Annotated in this window: 19 protein-coding genes; 14 read left to right on the plus strand and 5 right to left on the minus strand. The window is 70.5% G+C overall.

Annotation, left to right across the window (positions count from 1 at the left end; all coding sequences use genetic code 11):
• The first annotated feature begins 8 nt into the window (after positions 1 to 8).
• The 3 genes from OG746_RS10710 to OG746_RS10720 all read left to right on the plus strand — a co-directional run bounded on the left by OG746_RS10710 (position 9) and on the right by OG746_RS10720 (position 2700).
• Entirely contained in the window at positions 9 to 1421 is a 1413-nt protein-coding gene (locus OG746_RS10710; protein ID WP_266713836.1) for a dipeptidase, read from the plus strand.
• Positions 1422 to 1495: 74 nt separating this feature from the next.
• A complete protein-coding gene (gene nudC, locus OG746_RS10715; RefSeq protein WP_266713838.1) occupies positions 1496 to 2455 on the plus strand; it encodes an NAD(+) diphosphatase in 960 nt (319 codons plus the stop codon).
• A 68-nt stretch (positions 2456 to 2523) separates the two neighbouring features.
• A complete protein-coding gene (locus OG746_RS10720; protein ID WP_266713840.1) occupies positions 2524 to 2700 on the plus strand; it encodes a hypothetical protein in 177 nt (58 codons plus the stop codon).
• Between the two features lie 66 nt (positions 2701 to 2766).
• On the opposite strand, the gene OG746_RS10725 is transcribed toward OG746_RS10720, so the two are convergent.
• Positions 2767 to 3021 (minus strand): mycoredoxin, encoded by a 255-nt coding sequence (locus OG746_RS10725; RefSeq protein WP_266713842.1) that lies wholly within the window; start codon positions 3019 to 3021, stop codon positions 2767 to 2769.
• A gap of 162 nt (positions 3022 to 3183) precedes the next feature.
• Between OG746_RS10725 and OG746_RS10730 the strand changes: the two genes are divergently transcribed.
• From OG746_RS10730 to OG746_RS10750, 5 genes are all read left to right on the plus strand, one after another.
• Positions 3184 to 5427, plus strand: coding sequence for a UvrD-helicase domain-containing protein (locus OG746_RS10730; protein ID WP_524540393.1), 2244 nt, complete (start codon positions 3184 to 3186; stop codon positions 5425 to 5427).
• Between the two features lie 163 nt (positions 5428 to 5590).
• Positions 5591 to 5914 (plus strand): hypothetical protein, encoded by a 324-nt coding sequence (locus tag OG746_RS10735; protein ID WP_266713844.1) that lies wholly within the window; start codon positions 5591 to 5593, stop codon positions 5912 to 5914.
• Between the two features lie 185 nt (positions 5915 to 6099).
• Positions 6100 to 6468, plus strand: a complete 369-nt coding sequence (locus OG746_RS10740) for a WhiB family transcriptional regulator (protein WP_266713846.1) — start codon at positions 6100 to 6102, stop codon at positions 6466 to 6468.
• Positions 6465 to 6788 (plus strand): putative WhiB-interacting protein, encoded by a 324-nt coding sequence (locus OG746_RS10745; protein WP_266713848.1) that lies wholly within the window; start codon positions 6465 to 6467, stop codon positions 6786 to 6788. Before OG746_RS10740 ends, OG746_RS10745 begins: the two co-directional genes overlap by 4 nt.
• A 141-nt stretch (positions 6789 to 6929) precedes the next feature.
• Positions 6930 to 7133, plus strand: a complete 204-nt coding sequence (locus tag OG746_RS10750) for a hypothetical protein (protein WP_266713850.1) — start codon at positions 6930 to 6932, stop codon at positions 7131 to 7133.
• Here the strand turns inward: OG746_RS10750 and OG746_RS10755 are convergent, their stop codons facing one another.
• On the minus strand, positions 7134 to 8498 hold the full coding sequence (locus OG746_RS10755) for an ABC1 kinase family protein (RefSeq protein ID WP_266713852.1): 1365 nt from the start codon (positions 8496 to 8498) through the stop codon (positions 7134 to 7136).
• Between the two features lie 67 nt (positions 8499 to 8565).
• Positions 8566 to 9732: a TOMM precursor leader peptide-binding protein gene (locus OG746_RS10760; RefSeq protein ID WP_266713854.1), complete on the minus strand. Its 1167-nt coding sequence runs from the start codon at positions 9730 to 9732 to the stop codon at positions 8566 to 8568.
• A gap of 195 nt (positions 9733 to 9927) precedes the next feature.
• Here OG746_RS10760 and OG746_RS10765 point away from each other — a divergent pair, with 195 nt between their 5' ends.
• The 4 genes from OG746_RS10765 to OG746_RS10780 all read left to right on the plus strand — a co-directional run bounded on the left by OG746_RS10765 (position 9928) and on the right by OG746_RS10780 (position 13811).
• Complete coding sequence (locus OG746_RS10765; protein ID WP_266713856.1) at positions 9928 to 10524, plus strand: M48 metallopeptidase family protein; 597 nt, start codon at positions 9928 to 9930, stop codon at positions 10522 to 10524.
• A gap of 114 nt (positions 10525 to 10638) precedes the next feature.
• Positions 10639 to 12345 (plus strand): TerD family protein, encoded by a 1707-nt coding sequence (locus OG746_RS10770; RefSeq protein ID WP_266713858.1) that lies wholly within the window; start codon positions 10639 to 10641, stop codon positions 12343 to 12345.
• An 11-nt stretch (positions 12346 to 12356) separates the two neighbouring features.
• Positions 12357 to 13037 carry an AIM24 family protein gene (locus OG746_RS10775; protein ID WP_266713860.1) on the plus strand — a complete coding sequence of 227 codons (681 nt, stop codon included), beginning with the start codon at positions 12357 to 12359 and terminating at the stop codon, positions 13035 to 13037.
• Between the two features lie 18 nt (positions 13038 to 13055).
• Positions 13056 to 13811 (plus strand): AIM24 family protein, encoded by a 756-nt coding sequence (locus OG746_RS10780; RefSeq protein WP_266713862.1) that lies wholly within the window; start codon positions 13056 to 13058, stop codon positions 13809 to 13811.
• A gap of 54 nt (positions 13812 to 13865) precedes the next feature.
• Here OG746_RS10780 and OG746_RS10785 read toward each other — a convergent pair whose 3' ends face one another.
• Together OG746_RS10785 and OG746_RS10790 are read right to left on the minus strand one after the other, a co-directional pair.
• Entirely contained in the window at positions 13866 to 14390 is a 525-nt protein-coding gene (locus tag OG746_RS10785; protein WP_266713864.1) for an NUDIX hydrolase, read from the minus strand.
• Entirely contained in the window at positions 14387 to 15859 is a 1473-nt protein-coding gene (locus OG746_RS10790; protein ID WP_266713866.1) for a zinc-dependent metalloprotease, read from the minus strand. Before OG746_RS10790 ends, OG746_RS10785 begins: the two co-directional genes overlap by 4 nt.
• Before the next feature lie 192 nt (positions 15860 to 16051).
• Between OG746_RS10790 and OG746_RS10795 the strand changes: the two genes are divergently transcribed.
• Entirely contained in the window at positions 16052 to 17164 is a 1113-nt protein-coding gene (locus tag OG746_RS10795; protein ID WP_266713868.1) for an SDR family oxidoreductase, read from the plus strand.
• 96 nt (positions 17165 to 17260) lie between these two features.
• The gene (locus tag OG746_RS10800; protein ID WP_266713870.1) at positions 17261 to 17725 is read left to right on the plus strand and encodes a molybdenum cofactor biosynthesis protein MoaE; all 465 of its coding nucleotides are present in this window, start codon (positions 17261 to 17263) and stop codon (positions 17723 to 17725) included.
• Positions 17726 to 17786 lie beyond the last annotated feature (61 nt).

Genomic DNA, 17786 nt, shown 5'->3' on the forward strand with positions numbered 1-17786 from the left:
TCGTGACCATGAGCAAGCCCGTTGACACTGCCGTCAGCACAGTCCGTGCGTATGTCGAGAACAACCGTGAGGCGTTCCTCGACGACCTCGCCGCGTGGTTGCGGATCCCTTCCGTGTCCGCCCAGCCCGACCACGCACCGGACGTACGGCGCAGCGCCGACTGGCTTGCCGCGAAGCTCGCCGGGACCGGCTTCCCGACCACGGAGGTGTGGGAGACGCCCGGCGCCCCCGCCGTGTTCGCCGAGTGGCCCTCGGGCGACCCCGCGGCCCCCACGGTCCTCGTCTACGGACATCACGACGTGCAGCCCGCCGCTCGCGAGGACGGCTGGGACACCGACCCCTTCGAGCCGGTCGTGGTCGGAAACCGGCTCCACGCGCGCGGGGCGGCCGACGACAAGGGTCAGGTGTTCTTCCACACCCTTGGCGTGCGCGCCCACCTGGCCGCGACCGGCCGCACCGCACCCGCGGTCAACCTCAAGCTCCTCGTCGAAGGCGAGGAGGAGTCGGGTTCCCCGCACTTCCGTGCCCTCGTAGAAGAGCGCAAGGAGCGCCTGGCCGCGGACACCGTGATCGTCTCCGACACCGGCATGTGGTCCGAGGACACCCCCACGGTGTGCACCGGCATGCGCGGCCTCGCCGACTGCGAGATCCAGCTGTACGGCCCCGACCAGGACATCCACTCCGGCTCCTTCGGCGGCGCCGTCCCGAACCCGGCGACCGCGGCCGCCCGCCTCGTGGCCGCGCTGCACGACGAGCACGCGCGCGTGGCCGTCCCCGGCTTCTACGACGGCATCGTGGAGCTCACCGACCGGGAGCGCGAACTCTTCGCGGAGCTTCCGTTCGACGAGGAGCAGTGGCTGCGCACGGCGAAGTCCCGCGCCACCTACGGAGAGGCCGGGCTCACCACTCTGGAGCGGATCTGGGCCCGCCCCACCGCCGAGGTCAACGGGATCGGCGGCGGCTACCAGGGCCCCGGCGGCAAGACGATCGTGCCGTCCTCCGCGATGCTCAAGCTCTCCTTCCGGCTGGTCGCCGGGCAGGATCCGGACCTGATCGAGAAGGCCGTCACCGCCTGGGTCGCCGAGCAGCTGCCCGCGGGGATCCGCCACACGGTCACCTTCGGGGCCGCCACCCGCCCCTGCCTCACGCCGCTCGACCACCCGGCGTTGAAATCCGTCGTACGCGCCATGGGACAGGCCTTCGAGCAGAAGATCCGCTTCACGCGCGAGGGCGGCTCGGGTCCCGCGGCCGACCTTCAGGACGTCCTCGACGCCCCGGTGCTCTTCCTGGGCATCTCCGTGCCCTCCGACGGCTGGCACGCCCCCAACGAGAAGGTCGAACTCGACCTCCTCATGAAGGGTGTCGAAACAACCGCCTATCTATGGGGCGATCTCGCGGAGAGCTGGGCAGATGCACACTGATTGAGGCCCCGCGCACCCACCTCGCCGAACCGCCCGCCGAACCGCCCTTTCCACCCGGGGAGTTGGAAGCACTCGTGACCACCTGGACCGACCGAACCGCCGACCTCGCCGCAACGCGACCCCTCTCGCTCTCCGCGCCGAGCGGAATCGACCGCGCCGCGCACCACCGCCTCGACGAGGCCTGGCTCGCCGCCGCGTGGAGCCACCCCACCACCCGTGTCTTCGTGGTCTCGGGCGGTCAGGCGCTCATCGACGAGACACCGGACGGCACGACGGAACTGGTCATGACCCCGGCCTTCGAAGCGCCCCTCACGGAGGCGCATCGCTACTTCCTGGGCACCGACGAGGACGGCGTGAGCTACTTCGCGCTTCAGAAGGACACGCTTCCCGGGCGCATGGACCAGTCCGCGCGCCCGGCCGGCCTGCGCGAGGCGGGGATGCTCCTCTCGCAGCGGGACGCGGGCCTCATGGTGCACGCCGTCGCCCTGGAGAACTGGCAGCGCCTGCACCGTTTCTGCTCCCGCTGCGGCGAACGCACCGTCATCGCCGCCGCGGGTCACATCCGCCGCTGCCCGGCCTGCGGAGCCGAGCACTACCCGCGCACCGACCCGGCCGTGATCATGGCCGTCACGGACGATCAGGACCGCATCCTGCTCGGCCGCCAGGTGCACTGGCCCGAAGGGCGCTTCTCGACGCTCGCCGGCTTCGTCGAGCCCGGCGAGTCCATCGAGCAGTCGGTGCGGCGCGAGGTCTTCGAGGAGGCGGGCGTCGTCGTCGGTGACGTCGAGTACGTCGCCAGCCAGCCCTGGCCGTTCCCGTCCAGCCTCATGCTCGGCTTCATGGCGCACGCCACGTCCTTCGAGATCAACGTGGACGGTGACGAGATCCACGAGGCGCGCTGGTTCTCCCGCGAGGACCTGCGGGCCGCCTTCGACTCCGGTGAGGTCATGCCTCCCTACGGGATCTCGATCGCGGCCCGGCTGATCGAGCTCTGGTACGGCAAGCCCCTGCCGAAGCCCAGCGACGCGCTCTGAGTCATCTGCGGTCCCGCTGACCTCGTGCGAGGGTGGTCCCAGGAGCCCTGACGCAAGGGGGCAGGACAATGGCAGGCTCTGCGGAACAGCGCAGGCGCGAAGAAGAAGCGGCGGCCCGGCGGCGTGAGTGGGCGCTCAGGCGCCGGGGCAACCAGGACATCACCGGCAATCGAGCGGCGAACCTGCTGACGATGATCGTCCTGCTGGTCGTCCTTGCCGTGATGGTCGTGCTGCTGGTCGTCTGACCGCGGACAGCGGAAAGCCCCCGTACCCGTGGGCGGGCGGGGGCCATTCGCTCGGGACAGGTCGGCTCAGGCGGCCATGGCCTGCTTGACCTGGGCCAGCGACGGGTTCGTCATGACCGACTCGGAGCCGCTGTCGGACACCACGAGGAGCGTGGGGACCGTCTGGTTCCCGCCGTTCGCCTTCTCGACGAAGGCTGCGGACTCCGGGTCGTGCTCGATGTTGACCTCGGTGTACCCGATGCCCTCACGGTCCATCTGCTTCTTCAGCCGCTGGCAGTAGCCGCACCACGTGGTGCTGTACATCGTCACAGTGCCCGGCATTTCCTCGCGCTCCTTCGGTGGCTGGGGGTGCGTGTTCGCAATGAGTCGAACGTATGTGATCCGGCGACCATTCCCGCACGTCGAACACATTGGTACGACTAACGGTCGGCACCTGTGGACAACGCGACGCATCCGTCCCCGCGGACCTGGCAGCATGGCGGGGTGACACCAGCAACGCACTCCACCCTGTTCCCGCAGGATCCCGGCCGTGGCCAATATGCGGCTCCGCCGAGTGACGCCGACGCGGTGCTCGAGGGGCTCGACCCCGAGCAGCGCGCCGTGGCGACGGCCCTGCACGGTCCGGTGTGTGTGCTCGCGGGCGCGGGCACGGGCAAGACGCGGGCGATCACCCATCGCATCGCGTACGGCGTCCGCGCGGGGATCCTCCAGCCCAATACGGTCCTCGCCGTCACGTTCACCAACCGTGCCGCCGGTGAGATGCGTGGCCGGCTCAGGCAGCTCGGCGCCGTGGGGGTACAGGCCCGCACCTTCCACTCCGCCGCCCTGCGCCAGCTCCAGTTCTTCTGGCCCAAGGCGGTCGGCGGGGAGCTGCCCCGGCTCGTCGACCGCAAGATCCAGCTCGTCGCCGACGCCGCGGCCGCCTCGCGCCTGCGCCTGGACCGCGGTGAGCTGCGCGACGTGACCGCGGAGATCGAGTGGTCCAAGGTCACGCAGACCGTCCCCGGTGACTACGCCGCGGCGGTGCACAAGGCAGGCCGTGAAGCGCCCCGGCTTCCCGCGGAGATCGCCCAGATCTACTCCGCGTACGAAACCCTCAAGCGGGACCGCTCTCTCATCGACTTCGAGGACGTCCTGCTGCTCACCGTGGGCATCCTCCAGGACCGGCAGGACATCGCCGAGCAGATCCGCGCCCAGTACCAGCACTTCGTCGTCGACGAGTACCAGGACGTCAGCCCGCTCCAGCAGCGCCTGCTCGACCTGTGGCTCGGCGAGCGCGACAGCCTCTGCGTCGTCGGTGACGCCAGCCAGACGATCTACTCCTTCACCGGTGCCACCCCCGACCACCTGCTCAACTTCCGCACGCGCCACCCCAGTGCCACCGTCGTCAAGCTGGTCCGCGACTACCGCTCCTCACCCCAGGTCGTGCACCTTGCCAATGGGGTCCTGACCAGGGCGAGCGGCCGCGCCGCCGAGCACCGCCTGGAACTGATTTCGCAGCGCGAGGCGGGCCCCGAGCCGACCTACATCGAGTACGCCGACGAGCCCGCCGAGGCCGAAGGCGCCGCAGGCCGCATCCGGGAGCTGATCGACTCCGGGGTGTCGGCCGGCGAGATCGCGATCCTGTTCCGGACGAACGGGCAGTCGGAGATCTACGAACAGGCACTCGCCGACGCGGGCGTGCCCTACCAGCTGCGCGGCGCCGAGCGCTTCTTCGAGCGGGCCGAGGTGCGCAAGGCACACCACGAGCTGCGCGCGGCGGCCCGCTTCGGTGACAACGACGCGGGACTCGACGAGGCCGTCGATCTTCCCTCCCAGGTCAGAGCCGTCCTGTCCGGCGCGGGTTGGACCACGGAGCCGCCCGCGGGGTCCGGCGCCGTGCGGGACCGCTGGGAGTCGCTCGCCGCCATCGCCCGGCTCGCGGGGGACCTCGCGAGAGCCGAGCCCACCGCGACCCTGAGCGCGTTCGTGGAGGAACTCGACGCGCGGGCGAGCGCGCAGCACGCCCCGACCGTGGAGGGCGTCACCCTCGCTTCGCTGCACGCGGCGAAGGGCCTCGAGTGGGACGCGGTGTTCCTGGTCGGCCTCGCCGAGGGCATGATGCCGATCACCTACGCCAAGACCGACGAGCAGGTCGAGGAGGAGCGGCGGCTCCTGTACGTCGGGGTGACCCGCGCGCGGCGCCATCTCGGCCTTTCCTGGGCGCTGTCCCGCTCGCCGGGCGGCCGCCCGAACCGCAGGCCGAGCCGGTTCCTCGACGGGCTGCGGCCGGGGTCGACGGGCTCGGCGGGGCGCGGGGCGAGTGCGGGGCGCGGCGGCATCGAGTTCGGGACCCGCACGGGCACCCGCGAGTCCTCCGGCCCCACACGCCCCAGGGGTGACCGGAAGGTGGCCCGCTGCCGCGTGTGCGGGCGCACCCTTGAGGCCGCCGAGATGAAGCTGATGCGCTGCGAGGACTGCCCGTCGGACATGGACGAGGGGCTGTACGAGCGACTGATCGAGTGGCGGGGCCGCACGGCGGTGGACCTCGGCCAGCCCGCGTTCTGCGTCTTCACGGACAAGACCTTGATCGCCATCGCCGAGACCGCCCCCGAGGACGCGGCCGAACTGTCCCGCATCCCGGGCGTCGGGCGCCGGAAGTTTCGGACGTACGGATCTGACGTTCTGGCCATTTGCGCAGGTCAGACGATTGGTGATCAGGTCGACGAGGAGGCCGGGGACGACTGACGCAAACTCGTCGAAAAAATAGTTTGCGCATGCCCCAACAATCCCCATAGGTTCTTAAGCACGAAAGCAGCGGTCTTCTCGAAGGCCCTGGTTCCGTGTTGTACTTGAATGCCGTCGGACCGGTTCGCACCGGTCCCCGAGACGCCGAGAGGAGGCGATTCCAGTGATCAGCATCAACGCCAGCTCCATCAGCACCGCCAAAATGACCGATCTCTCGGTCGTCGCTTCCTGCCTGCTCGGCTCCTCGAACCTGGGCACCGGTCTGTCTGGCTTCTCCGCCATGCGTCCGGAGTCCGGCCTGTCCCTCGCGGGTCTTCCCATTCGCGAGCGCAATGAGCGACCGACCAAGGCACCGGAAGCAGTAGCGACGGCACAGGCTCAGGCCTATGCCTTTGCGGCGGCCGGTGCCGGATTCCGGAAGCAGACGACGCAGCACCACACGATGTGGGCCTTCCGTGGGCCTGAACCCTGGAGCGATCCAGCCTGACGAGATCAGGCAGGCGCCTTCAGGGCCGCGGAACCCCACCCGGGATCCGCGGCCCTTCTGTTTTCCCGGAAGATCCAGCGATCTTCCGAGGAACCAGAGAAACAGGGGCCTCGGGACAAGAAAAGAACCCGGTACCACCGCCACCCGGCCCACCGGCCGGACGACCAGACGAGGAAAAAGACACCGTGCAACTCGAAGCGCACGCCCCGTCCGTACCGCCTTCAGACCCTCTTTCCCAGCCCGTGTCCACGGAGGACTCCACCTTGAACCCGCTGACCGCGCTCACCGCGCTCGACGACGCCATCGAGAACCTCGACGTGCCCGTCCCCTGCCGTGCCTACGACCCCGAGGTCTTCTTCGCGGAGTCGCCGGCGGACGTCGAGTACGCCAAGTCCCTCTGCCGTACCTGCCCGCTGATGGAGGCCTGCCTCGCCGGCGCCAAGGAGCGGCGTGAGCCCTGGGGCGTCTGGGGCGGCGAGCTGTTCGTCCAGGGCGTTGTCGTTGCCCGGAAGCGGCCGCGTGGCCGCCCGCGCAAGAACCCGGTCGTGGCATGAACACCCCCGGAACGATCGATCGCCCCCTGACGCACGACCCCAAGAAGCAGGCCCCGATGAAGCCGTCCACGAGCGAGCCCGCAGGTTCCGCAATCCCAGACTTCACCACCCCCGGCGCGCACGAGTCGCGCCAGAACAGGACCCGTCAGATGCAACTCATCCCAGAAGCCCTGGCTCGTGCGCATATGCACGAGCAGCTGCGGGTGGCCGAGAGCGAACGCCGGGCCGTGCGCCTGGCCACCGCCCGCCGGATGCAGCGCCGTGCCGAGCGCGCTTCGCTGCGCGCCCGGCGTGCGCTCGCCATGGCCGTCATGCAGTAACCAACTGAAACCGTCGACATCAGCTTCGTCGGCAGGAGCCGCGACAGAGCGGCTGCTTCCTCGGGGGCCGGTCCCAAGCGGACCGGCCCCCGAGGCGTGTGGCGCCCGGCGCTCATCGGTTCATCGAGTTATCGTCGCCGAGTGACGTCTCTTCCTGGCGGGGACTCCGCGCAACAGCCCGACCACCAGGCCCACGCGTGCGCGCGGTGTGGCACGACAGTCCGGGAACTGCCGCTGACCTGGACGTGTTCCGTCGAGGGCGGCACCCGGCGGTACTTCTGCGACGCCTGCGCCCGAGAGAACATCAGGGCCATCGAGGGACGGCTCGACTCCGACTGGTGGTGATCAGGCCTCCGCCGCCGGCCGGTCCTCGATCTCCGCCGCGTCCTCGGTGGCAAAGCCCGGCACCCAGGCCTCCAGTTCGTCCCGCAGCCGCACGGTGGCCCCGAGCTGGCACAGCACCCCGATCGTGCTGAGCGTCACCCGATGTATCAGCAGATACGACGGCGGCAGGTTGAGCTGCTTGCCCAGTTGATGGGCGGGGGAGCGGGGGTCGGCTATCCGGGCCGCCTGATGGCGCATCCAGGAGCGGGTGAACGTGAAGGCGTCGACGCGGGCCGACTCGATGATCGGCAGCAAGTAGTCGAGCACCGCGTCCGGTTCGAGCTCGATCGACTCCTTGACGAAGCCCTCCTCGCAGAGCAGCTCGTAGACCCCTTCCGCTTCGCCGTCGAGCGTCCTGCGCAGGGAGGCACCGATCGGCTCGGGCAGGCCGCCGGGCAGTCGATCGACCGTGCCGAAGTCGAGGACGCCGAGGCGCCAGCCGCCCTTCTCGTCCGGCAGCAGCCGGAAGTTGCCCGGATGGGGATCCGCGTGCAGCAGGCCCGTGCGCGCGGGCCCCGAGAACAGAAAGCGGGCCAGTAGCTGACCTGCGCGATCGCGCTCCTCCTCGCTGCCGTTGTCGATGATCTCGGCGAGCGGTGTCCCGTCGATCCACTCCGTCACCAGCACCTGCTCGCACTGGTGCACCACCTGCGGCACCACGACATCGGGGTCGTCGGCGAACTCTTCCGCGTGTGTCTGCTGGGCACGCGCCTCCAGCGCGTAGTCCAGTTCCTCGGAGACCCGGTCGCGCAACTCGGTGATGAGTGGCTTGATGTCCATGCCCGGGATCAGCGGGCCCAACAGGCGTGCGAAGCGGCTCAGTTGGCCGAGGTCCGACAGCAGGGCCTCGCCCGCGCCCGGGTACTGCACCTTCACGGCGACCTCGCGACCGTCGTGCCACACGGCGCGATGCACCTGTCCGATCGACGCGGCGGCCGAGGGTTTGTCCTCGAACTCGAGGAACAGCTCGCGCCATTGCTCGCCGAGCCGCTCGTCGAGAACCGCGTGCACGGTGCGGGTCGGCATCGGAGGCGCGGCCTCCTGAAGCTTCGTCAGGGCGGCGCGGTACGGGCCCGCGACGTCCTCCGGCAGGGCGGACTCGAAGACGGACAGCGCCTGCCCGAACTTCATGGCCCCGCCCTTGAGTTCACCGAGCACCTTGAACAGCTGATCCGCCGTGCGCTGCTGCAGTTCCCGCCCGACGATCTCGGCGGACTTGCCGCCGATGCGTCTGCCGATGCCCCAGGTCGCGCGACCCGCGAAGCCGATCGGCAGTGCTGCCAGCTTGGCGGTACGGGTAACCGCCTTCCGGGGAAGATCAGACATACACCCCTCCAAATGCCGAACAGCCATGCCGCGCATGCCCGGGTGCCGTGGTGCCGACAGCCATTGCCTACCCCGCCATTGTGTCGTGCGGCTCTTCTTCCACGGAGACCTCCTGCCCGTTACCTCTCTCACCCGCACCGCACGGGCACTGTGGATGTGGCCACACCGGTCGGGCGTGCCAGTCCAGGCCCGGCGCGGCCGCCTCCCAGCGTGCCCCCGTGCTCGACGGCAACTCCCCGTCGAGGAAGGTCAGTCCATGGGCCGCGGCGAGTCCCGCGACGGCGATGGCAAGGCCCAGGTCGCAGGCCTGCACCTGACGACCGGCCGGCCCCGAACTCCACTGGGCGAGCAGCCGGGGCCAGGTCGGATCGCGGTCCGTGCGCCCGAGGAGCAGGCAGTGCGCGCAGCCAGTCCCGCCGGGCAGCACCAGCGGCCCGACCACACCGGTGGCCTCGACGACGCCCGCGTACAGGTGGGGAATTCCGGTCTCCAGCAGGTCCTCGACGGCGGCCGGGTCGGGGGAGTGGACCGCGAGTCCGTCACGCGGAGCAATGATCACGAGGGAGAGCGGGGGCACTTCGGGATCCGGCTCCGAGAGGCGCTCGGGGGCCGACCTGCGCCGGTCGGGGCGCGGCGGCCTGGCCGGCGCCATCGAGCGCACCACCCGCCGTGCGGACACGTCCCGGCGCTCGCCCGTCGCCTCCACCGGATGCCCGCCCGGTGCCACGTCCCAGGGTTCGACGCATCCGCCGTCCCGCACGTCCACATGGCCGACACCCGCGGACGCGAGCACCGAGGCGATCACCGTGCCCACCCGTCCGGCGCCTCTTACCTGGACCCGCATCGCGCGCCGGGCGGTCAACTTCAGTATCGCTTCGGCCGGTTCCGATGTCGTGACGGTCAGGGCGGCATGGTCGGGGCGGAGCCGATCCATTGCGCGCGTCTGTTTGCGCAGTTCCGCGCCGGGCCTGCCGCCGCCGGTCGCGTCGTCGACGAGTCCCGCTCCGCTCAGCCGCTCCAGGAGCGCGTCCACATGCCCGTCCGGAAGGCCCATTCTCTGGGCCTCCTCCCGCAGGAGCGGGACCCCGCGGGTGCCGTCGATCAGTGTCAGGAAGCTGCCGGTGGCCGTGTCGACCGGGCCGAGTACGACCGCATGAGCCGGCGTGAGCCCGAACTGCACCGTGTTCAGGTCGTGCCAGCCGCGCCGCAGGGCCGGCTTCAGGATCGGATGCATGGCTGTCCCCCGTACTGTGCCGACGGCCTCGTTCCCGTCGATCGACCGCCAGCATGCCCGGACGGCCGGAGTCGTGCGGAAAGTTGTCCACAGGCTGTGGGTGATAGTCGTACTAATCGAGAGGCGGATCGCGGGGCCGCACCGAAGACTTCCGGAGGCGGGACTTCCGCCCGGTCCAGCGGGTAACGTCGGGGCGTGTCCGCCGACCCACTGCACCGTGCCACGAACACAGCGCGCAGCACGACCAGCCCGCCCTCTGGCGGCCTGGGGGCGAGCGCGGTCGAGGTGCGCAGGAGCTCCCGGCGTCGCAGAACTGTCTCCGCGTACCGCGAGGGCGATCGCACCGTGGTGCTCATCCCGGCGCGCATGTCGGAGGCCGAGGAGAAGCGCTGGGTGGGCGTCATGCTCGACAAGCTCGCCGCGCAGGAGAGCAAGCGAGTGCTCGGCGACACCGAGCTGGCGGACCGCGCCGAGCGCCTGTCGGACCAGTACCTCGACGGGAAGGCCCGCCCCGCTTCGGTGCGGTGGGTCACGAACCAGAACACCCGGTGGGGTTCGTGCACTCCTGCGGAAGGCAGCATCCGGCTCTCCCACCGGCTGCAGGGCATGCCCGAGTACGTCGTCGATTACGTACTCATCCATGAGCTCGCGCACCTGCTGGTCCCCGGCCACGGGCCGCGGTTCTGGAGACTCCTGGAGGCGTATCCGCGCACGGAGCGGGCGCGGGGATATCTCGAAGGAGTGGTCGCGGCCGACCGGCTCCCGCATCTGCCTGCCACGCGCGGCGACTGATCGTCCTTCAGCGCGCCTTCTGTACCAGGGGTGTACCGACTTCTCCCACTGTCGGTGTTTGCGGATAGCCTGGCGCGACGCAATCACCATCGGGATGGGGGACGGTCGTTACGCATGGCCAGGGAATTCCAACGCGGCCACAAGGCCAAGATCAGTGACCTCACCGCTGGCACGGATCTGTACGTGGGTGTACAGATCACCGGCCCCGGACTGAGCTTCGACATCAGCTGCTTCGGCCTCGACGCCGACGAGCGGTTGTCCGACGACCGGTACTTCGTCTTCTTCAACCAGCCGAAAACGCCCGAGGAATCCGTCCAACTGCTCGGCGCACAGGCCGGTGACACGGAGTCCTTCCGCGTCACACTCGAGAAGATCCCCGCGAACATCCAAAAGCTTTCGTTCACCGCGACCATCGACGGTGCCGGGCAGATGTCGCAGGTCGCTCCCGGATACATCCGTATCGTCGCCGGTGGTGAGGAAGTCGCGCGGTATTCCTTCCAGGGTGGTGAGTTCTCCACCGAGCGTGCGGTGATGCTGGGCGATTTCTATCTGAAGGACGTGTGGCGGTTCGCCGCTGTCGGGCAGGGCTTCGACGGGGGCCTGGACGCGCTGCTGAAGAACTTCGGTGGCGAGGTCGCGGAGGAGGAGCCCGCTGCCGCGCCAGAGCAGTCCGCGGCCCCCAGCTTCGCGCCTCCCGCCCAGGCCGCCGCACCGCCGTCCTTCGCGGCCCCCGCAGCGCCTGCTCCGGCACCCGCGCCTGCCCCGCCCGCACCCGCTCCGGCGCCCGAGCCGATGCCGCAGAACACCGCCCCGGCGGCACCCACGCCCCCGCCGGCCCCCGCGCCTTCGGTGCACGCGGCGCCCACCATCGCCGCCCCGCTCGCCACACCGCCCGGCACGGTCCCGCCGCCCCCGGCGCCGACCGCTCCGAACCCGTACGGCCAGCAGCCGCCCCAGCAGCCGCAGTTCGGCCAGGTCCCCGGCCAGGGCGGCGCAACCCTGCCGCCCGGCTACGGCCAGCAGCCCCAGACTCCGCCCGCTCCGCAGGGCTTCGGGCAGCAGCCCCAGACGCCCCCTGCTCAGCACGTCTTCGGCCAGCCCCCGGCCGCTCCCTCCCCGCAGGGTGCGCCGCAGGGCATCCCGCAGCAGGCCGCCGCGCCGGGCGTGGCCGCCGCCCTGGAGAAGTTCCGCGAGGCTCCGACGGGGCAGCGCTGGACGCTCCAGAACAAGAAGCTGATCCGGGTCGACCTCGGAGCCGGTGGCGACCAGCCCGTCCTCGCCCGTCAGGGCAGCATGGTGCTCTACCAGGGCAAGGTCGAATTCAGCTACAAGGGCGCCGGGTTCGCGGGCCGCATCGTGGGCAACGCCACCGGCCAGGAGATGCAGCTGATGCGCTGCTCCGGCCGTGGCCAGGTCTTCTTCGCGGAAGAGGCCACCCACGTGCACCCCATCGAGCTCCAGGGCGACGCGATCTGCGTCTCCGCGGAGAACGTCCTCGCGTTCGACGAGAGCCTGCAGCACGAAGTCCGCAGGATCGAAGGGCACGGCATCCCCGGAGGGGCCCTGTTCGTGCTCCAGTTCCAGGGCACGGGAACGGTCGTCGTGAAGACCCACGGCACGCCCGTCGTGCTGCCGGTCACGCCCACCACGTTCGCCGACTCCAACGCCGTCGTGGCCTGGTCCGCGGCCTCGCAGGCGATCGTCTCCAACCAGGTCCGCATGCGCCGCAACGCCTATCCGGGCGACAGCGGCGAAGGCGTCAACCTGCAGTTCCGGGGCGCACCCGGCAACTTCATCGTCGTCCAGCCGTACGAGGTCTGAGGGAGCCCGTCATGAACCAGCCGCTCGCGGGCTTCGCCCCGACCCCGGTAGCCGCCCGCATGGAGAACCACGGCAGCAACATGCTGAAGGTCGCCATGCAGACCGGAAACGACCTCTTCGCGCGCGTGGGCTCGATGGTCGCCTACGAAGGCTTCGTCCAGTACGAGCCCAACCCGCCCGCCGTCCGCCAGATCGCCCGTGACTGGATGACCGGTGAGGGCGCGCCTCTTATGAAGTGCTCCGGTGACGGCCTGCTCTACCTCGCCGACTACGGCGCGGACGTCGTCGTCATCAACCTCGGTGGCGAGTCGATCTCCGTCAACGGCACCAACCTCCTCGCCTTCGACGCGCACCTCCAGTGGGGCGTCGAGCGGGTGAAGGGCCTCGCCAAGTTCACCGGGCAGGGCCTGTGGAACATCACGGTCAGCGGGCAGGGGCACGTCGCCCTGACCTCGCGCGGCACCCCCATCGTGGTCGACTGCGGCCGCGGCGAGGACGAGACCTACGTGGACCCCGACGCGCTCATCGCCTGGTCGCCGAGCCTGAAGGTGAAGGGCAAGCGCAGCTTCAGGGCCGGCTCGCTCATCGGGCGCGGCAGTGGCGAGGCCTACCAGATGGGCTTCTCCGGGGAAGGCATCGTCGTCGTACAGCCCAGTGAGGACAGCACCGACCGCCTCCGAGTCCGGGGCTGAGGGGGAGCGAAGAACACCATGCAGAGTCCGCTTTTCGCGCACACCGAGCAGCAGTCCCAGGAGCGCTACACGGTGCAGAACCCGCAGATGCTGCGGGTCGCCCTGGAAGGTCACGACGACATCCTCGCCCGCAAGGGCGCGATGGTCGCCTACCAGGGGCTGATGGAGTTCGACGGTGAGTACCAGACGTCCGGACAGCAGCGCGCCCGCGCGCACACCGGTGAGGGCCTCAGCCTGATGCGCTGCCACGGGCAGGGCACCGTCTACCTGGCGAACCTCGCCCAGTACATCCACGTAGTGGATGTCGAGCAGGACGGTCTGACCGTCGACAGCAGCTACGTGCTGGCGATGGACTCCTCGCTGCACCACGAAGTCGTCGCCGTGGACAGCCAGTTCGGGATCTCCGGCTCCGGCAAGTACCAGCTCAACATCACCGGGCACGGCAAGGTCGCGCTGATGACGTCCGGCCAGCCGCTGATGCTCCAGGTCACGCCCGACCGGTACGTCAATGCCGACGCGGACGCCATCGTCGCCTGGTCCACCGGGCTCCGGGTGCAGATGCAGGCGCAGACGCATTCGTCCGGCGTCTGGCGGCGCCGGGGCAACACCGGCGAGGGCTGGGAGCTCAGCTTCATGGGCAGCGGTTACGCGCTCGTCCAGCCCAGCGAGCTGCTGCCGCCGCAGCACGCGGCGACCGGCGGGGGCCTCGCCGCGCAGTACGGCATGGGGCAGCAGGGCGCCCGTGGCCAGAACCAGGGGAACGTCTGGAGCTAGGCAGGTATGCGTAAGGGGCGGTCACCATGGTGACCGCCCCTTACGCATGTCCTTCTAGAGCCGTGCTCGGGTGGCTTCCACCAGACGGACGACAGAGGTGTCGGCGACCTCTGCGACCTCGGAGTACGGGAGCCAGCGCAGGTCCAGGGACTCGTCGCTGATGGCTTCCGTGGCGTCCGCCGGGGCGAGCGCCGCGTACTGCACGTCCAGGTGCTGGGTGCACGGCCCCGGAATCGGGTGCCGGTCCAGACGGACCGGGCCGCCCTCCAGGAGAGTGAGGCCGGGGATGCCCGACTCCTCCGTCGCCTCGCGCAGGGCCGCGGCCCGCAGCGTCGGGTCGCCCTGCTCGCAGTGGCCACCCATCTGAAGCCACATCTGCAGCTTCTTGTGGAGCGTGAGCAGTACGCGCCCGCGCGCGGGGTCGATGACAAGGGCGCTCGCCGTGATGTGCCCCGCGGTGCAGGGCTTCCACAGGCCGTCGGCGCCGTGCTCCGACAGATGGTCCAGGTAGGCCTGGCGCAGGTCCGGCTGGTCCTCGTAGCTCTTGAGCACGAGGACCGTGTCGTCGTACAGGCTCACTTGTCGGAGTCGCCCTCGCTCTTGTCGCCCTCGCCCTTGTCGTCCTCGTCCTTCTTCAGGTTCGGCTTCTCCACGGAGCCGCCGCTCGCCGCCTCGCCGAGCATCTTGTCGATCTCGGAGAAGTCCAGCTGCTCGTCGCGGTGCACGAAGCCGTCCGGGTCGTCCAGGTCGGACGCCGTCGGCAGCATGTCCGGGTGCGCCCACAGGCCGTCCCGCCCGTCCACACCACGCGCGTCGGTGAGCGAGGCCCACAGGCGCGAGGCGTCACGCAGGCGGCGCGGACGCAGCTCCAGGCCGATCAGCGTCGCGAACGTCTGCTCCGCGGGGCCACCGGTCGCACGGCGGCGGCGCAGCGTCTCGCGCAGCGCGTCGGCGGACGACAGGCGCGGCTTCGCGGCCGCGTGGACCACCGCGTCGACCCAGCCCTCGACGAGCGCGAGAGCCGTCTCCAGGCGGGCCAGAGCGGCCTTCTGCTCCGGGGAGTCCTCCGGCTGGAACATGCCCTGCTGGAGTGCTTCCTGGATCTGCTCGGGGTTCTGCGGGTCGAACTGGCCGACCACGTCCTCCAGCTTCGAGGTGTCGACCTTGATCCCGCGCGCGTACCCCTCGACCGCACCGAACAGGTGCGAGCGCAGCCACGGCACGTGCGAGAACAGCCGCTGGTGGGCCGCCTCGCGCAGCGCCAGGTAGAGGCGGACCTCCTCCTGCGGGATCCCGAGGTCCTTGCCGAAGGCCTCGACGTTCAGCGGCAGCAGCGCGGCCTTGCCGGCCGGGGCCAGGGGCAGGCCGATGTCCGTGGACCCGACGACCTCGCCCGCGAGCACGCCGATGGCCTGCCCGATCTGCTGGCCGAACATGGCACCGCCCATGGAGCGCATCATGCCGATCAGCGGGCCCGCCATGGCCTGCATCTCCTCGGGCAGCACATCGCCCATGGCCATGCCGACGCGCTCGGCGACCGGATCGACGAGCTCCTTCCACACCGGGAGGGTCGCCTCGACCCACTCGGCGCGGCTCCAGGCCACCGCCGAGTGCGCGCCCGAAGGCAGCGACGTCGCGTCGTCCAGCCACAGGTCGGCCAGGCGCACGGCCTCCTGGACCGCGGTGCGCTCGGCGGGGCCCACGCTGGAGTCCTTGACGCCGTCCTGCGTGCCCTGCGAGACGGTCTGGCGGGCGATGTCCTTGGCCATGTCCCAGTTCACCGGCCCGCCCTCGTAGGAGAGCATCTGGCCGAGCTGCTGGAACGCGGCGCCCAGATCGTTCGGATTCATCGAGCCGAACATGGCAGCGAACGGGTTGTCCCCGCCCTCGCCGCCCGGGCCGCCCGCGCCGGGCAGGCCCGGGAACCCGAATCCGAACGGGCCGGCCGGTCCCTGACCGCCACCGCCCTGCTGGTCCTTCTTCTTGCCCTCGTCGCCGTCTTCCGGCTCCTCCGGCGGAAGGCCGAAACCGAATGGGGTGTCACTCACGGGATTCCTCGGCTGGTTGGGCCGCCGGTTTCTGGGCCCGGCGGCGACTGCCCGACTACACACCCAGCGTAGACACCATGGCCGGATCGGGCCTCAGTGCTTCGCCGACTCATTGCCTGCGGCAGGATGGATGCCTCCTGGTACGTACGCGTCATACACGTACGTACTGAAGACAACCGCTGGAGACGCCCGGTGAGTTCCCCAGATCCGCAGGTTCGCGCAGCGCGAAACCCTGCATCCAGTTCAGCCGTCCGCGGCCCCGTCGTCGCGGTCACCGGTGCCGCGTCCGGCATCGGAGCCCTGCTCACCGAGCGGCTCGCCGCTTCGGACGAGATCAAGCAGGTCCTCGCCATCGACGAGCGGCGCGGCGAGTGCACGTCCGCGACCTGGCACGTCCTGGATGTGCGGGACCCGGCCATCGCCGAGAAGCTGCGCGGTGCCGACGTCGTCGTGCACCTGGCCCTCGACCTCGACCTGGAGTCCGACCCCGCCGCCCGCACCGCCTACAACGTGCGGGGCACCCAGACGGTGCTCACCGCCGCGGCCGCCGCGGGCGTGCACCGCGTCGTCCTGTGCACCTCGACGATGGTCTACGGAGCCCTTGAGGACAACGAGCTCCCGCTCGCCGAGGACGCGGAACTGCGCGCCACCGCGGAGGCGACCGGAGTCGGCGACCTCCTGGAGGTCGAGCGACTCGCCCGCCGCGCCCCCCGCGCGCACCCCGGCCTGAACGTCACGGTGGTGCGCCCGGCGGTGCTCGTCGGCGGTACGGACACGGCGCTCACCCGGTACTTCGAGTCGCCGCGCCTCCTTGTAGTGGCCGGTTCGCGGCCCGCCTGGCAGTTCTGCCACGTGGACGACCTGTGCAGCGCCCTGGAGCACGCGGCCCTGGAGAAGGTCGACGGAGAGCTCGCGGTCGGCTGCGACGGCTGGCTGGAGCAGGAGGAGGTCGAGGAGCTCAGCGGCATCCGGCGCATGGAGCTGCCCTCCGCCGTCGCCCTGGGCGCTGCGGCCCGGCTGCACCGGATCGGCCTGACGCCCTCCCCGGCGGGCGACCTCGCCTACACGATGTACCCGTGGGTGGTCAGCGGGAGCCGGCTCCACGATTCCGGATGGCGACCCCAGTGGACCAACGAGGAGGTCCTCGCGGAACTGCTCGAGGAGGTCGCGGGCCGGCGCACCGTCGCGGGCCGACGCCTCGGCCGCAAGGACGCGACGGCGGCCGGTGCAGCGGGCGCGACCGTCGCTCTCCTGGGCACGGCGGCCGTAGTGCGGCGAGTGCGGAAGGCGCGGCGGCGCATCTGAGGCTCGCGCACCTGTAGGAGGCTCCAAGCCGGTACGCGCGCGTGCCGGTCGAAAACGCTATTCACGGTTGTCGGCGGCGTGCGGCACGATGAGGGCATGGCACCCACTGAGCACGACCACCCCGGCGAGCTGAGGGCACAGGACCCGATCCAGTTGCTCGCCGTCCGAGAGACGCCGCTCTCCATCGACGAGGTCTTCCGGGCCGTCGGTGACGACGCGGCGGGCGGCACCGCGCTCTTCGTGGGGACCGTGCGCAATCACGACGGCGGGGCCGACGTGGACAAGCTGGGCTACTCCTGCCACCCGACCGCCGAGGCGGAGATGCGGCGTGTCGCGGAGAAGGTCGTCGCCGAGTACCCCGTGCGCGCCCTGGCGGCCGTTCACCGAGTCGGCGATCTGACGGTGGGCGATCTCGCGGTCGTCGTCGCCGTGTCCTGCCCGCACCGGGGCGAGGCCTTCGAGGCCTGCCGCAAGCTCATCGACGACCTGAAGCACGAAGTGCCGATCTGGAAGCACCAGACGTTCTCGGACGGCACCGAGGAGTGGGTCGGCGCCTGCTAGGCCCTGTCTTCAAATTCCCTAGGCTCTGTCCGGCCGACTCCGGTCGGGCCCAAGGGGGTTC

This window comes from Streptomyces sp. NBC_01016, assembly GCF_026341035.1.
Lineage (GTDB): Bacteria > Actinomycetota > Actinomycetes > Streptomycetales > Streptomycetaceae > Streptomyces.

What these genes read in the sequence shown, in the direction of transcription:
- OG746_RS10710 (WP_266713836.1), top strand. Translation starts at nt 9, where the DNA reads ATGAGCAAGCCCGTTGACACTGCCGTCAGCACAGTCCGTGCGTATGTC.
- OG746_RS10720 (WP_266713840.1), top strand. Translation starts at nt 2,524, where the DNA reads ATGGCAGGCTCTGCGGAACAGCGCAGGCGCGAAGAAGAAGCGGCGGCC.
- OG746_RS10725 (WP_266713842.1), bottom strand. Translation starts at nt 3,021, where the DNA reads ATGCCGGGCACTGTGACGATGTACAGCACCACGTGGTGCGGCTACTGC.
- OG746_RS10745 (WP_266713848.1), top strand. Translation starts at nt 6,465, where the DNA reads ATGAACACCCCCGGAACGATCGATCGCCCCCTGACGCACGACCCCAAG.
- OG746_RS10755 (WP_266713852.1), bottom strand. Translation starts at nt 8,498, where the DNA reads ATGTCTGATCTTCCCCGGAAGGCGGTTACCCGTACCGCCAAGCTGGCA.
- OG746_RS10760 (WP_266713854.1), bottom strand. Translation starts at nt 9,732, where the DNA reads ATGCATCCGATCCTGAAGCCGGCCCTGCGGCGCGGCTGGCACGACCTG.
- OG746_RS10770 (WP_266713858.1), top strand. Translation starts at nt 10,639, where the DNA reads ATGGCCAGGGAATTCCAACGCGGCCACAAGGCCAAGATCAGTGACCTC.
- OG746_RS10775 (WP_266713860.1), top strand. Translation starts at nt 12,357, where the DNA reads ATGAACCAGCCGCTCGCGGGCTTCGCCCCGACCCCGGTAGCCGCCCGC.
- OG746_RS10780 (WP_266713862.1), top strand. Translation starts at nt 13,056, where the DNA reads ATGCAGAGTCCGCTTTTCGCGCACACCGAGCAGCAGTCCCAGGAGCGC.
- OG746_RS10800 (WP_266713870.1), top strand. Translation starts at nt 17,261, where the DNA reads ATGGCACCCACTGAGCACGACCACCCCGGCGAGCTGAGGGCACAGGAC.